1 protein-coding gene is annotated in these 1,576 nt (G+C 74.9%); it reads left to right on the top strand.

Features of this window, described 5'->3' with window-relative positions:
* A partial coding sequence (gene mptB / locus ACFWJO_RS38770; RefSeq protein ID WP_386872916.1) for a polyprenol phosphomannose-dependent alpha 1,6 mannosyltransferase MptB occupies window positions 1-1,558 on the top strand: 1,558 nt, incomplete at its 5' end.
* Window positions 1,559-1,576: the final 18 nt, after the last annotated feature.

Below are 1,576 nucleotides of genomic sequence, written 5' to 3'. Positions count from 1 at the left end.
CTCCGGCACCACCCTGCTCAACCCGCTGCGGGTCTACCTTCCCGGCGTGCTGCTCAGCACCGTGCTGCTGGCCGCCGGCTCGCTGCTCCTCGTCCGATCCTGGCTCGAGCTGGGGCGCGCGCTGCGGGGCCGCTGGGAGGAGCACGGCCGCCTGGTGGCCCGGGCCGCCTGGTGGTGGTCCGCCCCGCTGATGCTCGCGCTGCCGATCTTCTCCCGCGATGTGTTCTCCTACCTCCAGCAGGGCCGGCTCCTCGCGTCGGGTCTCGACCCGTATTCCCAGGGCGTGTCCGCCCTGCCCGGCTGGTTCATGCAGGGAGCGGACTCCATCTGGGCCGAGTCCCCGTCCCCCTACGGGCCGCTGTTCCTGCTGTTCGCCGAGACGACGTGGCGGGCCACGGGCGGCAACATCGAGCTCTCCGTCACGGCGTTCCGGCTCCTGGCGCTCGCGGGCCTGGCGCTGTGCCTGTGGGCGGTGCCGCGGCTGGCCGCCGTCGCGGGCCGATGCGGGGTGTGGGCCACGTGGGTGGCCGTGGCGAACCCACTGTTCCTGCTCTACATGATCGCCGGCGCCCACAACGACGCGCTGATGTCGGGGCTGATGCTCGCGGGCATCCTGCTCATGGTCCGCCCGCCCCGCCGCCGCGTGCATGCGCTGTGGGGGATCGTGCTGATCGCCCTGTCCGTTGCGATCAAGCCCCTGACAGCTTTGGTGCTGCCCTTCGTGGCCCTGCTCCTGCCCACCGGCTGGGCCCGGTTCCGCGCGGCCGATCCGCGCCTGCGCCGGCGGGACCGGCTCGGCCCGTGGTTCACGACGGCGGTGATCTCCCTGGCCGTCCTCACGATCCTCGGCGCCGGCTCCGGCCTCTGGTTCGGCTGGGTCCCGGCCATGCTCACGAGCGGGGACGCGGCGTTCCCGTATGCCCCCGTGGGCCTGCTCGGCCTGCTGCTCGGCGCGGTCGTCGAAGCCGTGACGCCCCTGGGGGCGCGCGACGTGGCCGCGGCCTTCTACACCGCGATGACGGTGTCGGCCCTCGGCTTCACGGCCTGGCTGGCCCTGCGCCGCCGGCCCCTGGACCCGGTGTTCAGCGCGGCGGCCGTGCTCGTGGTGGCCGTCGCCACCGCCCCGATCGTCCAGCCGTGGTACCTGCTCTGGGTCCTGCCGCTGCTGGCGTGCGCCCTCCGCCCGCTGCCGTGGGGCGCCGACCATCCCCGCTGGCTCGGGTGGGTCACCGCGCTCGCGGTCCTGTTGCTCACCGGCGTCGGCGTGGTGGACCAGCTCTCCGTGGCGCAGTGGCTGCCGGTCCTGGCCGTCCGCGTGTTCACCCTGGTCCTGATGCTCGCGGGGATCGGATGGATCATCCACCGCGATCCCGTCACCGCGCCCCTGTTCCCCGGGCGGCGGCGTCCTCCCCTGGAGGTGGTCGAGCCGCGGGCCGCGGCGGCGTCGCCGACGCCTCCGGAGGCGGGCGTGCCGCCGGACGCGCCGCCCGACGGGCCGCCGTCGACCGCCGCGCACCCCGCCTCCTCGTCCACCCGCATCCCCCAGGAGAGACCGTGACCTCCCACCCCCGCAGTC

Origin of the sequence: Streptomyces sp. NPDC127092 (assembly GCF_042722475.1) — a bacterium.
Classification (GTDB): Bacteria; Actinomycetota; Actinomycetes; order Streptomycetales; family Streptomycetaceae; genus Streptomyces.
Note: the sequence above shows the minus strand (reverse complement) of the source record. Positions and strands in the feature narration are given on the sequence as shown.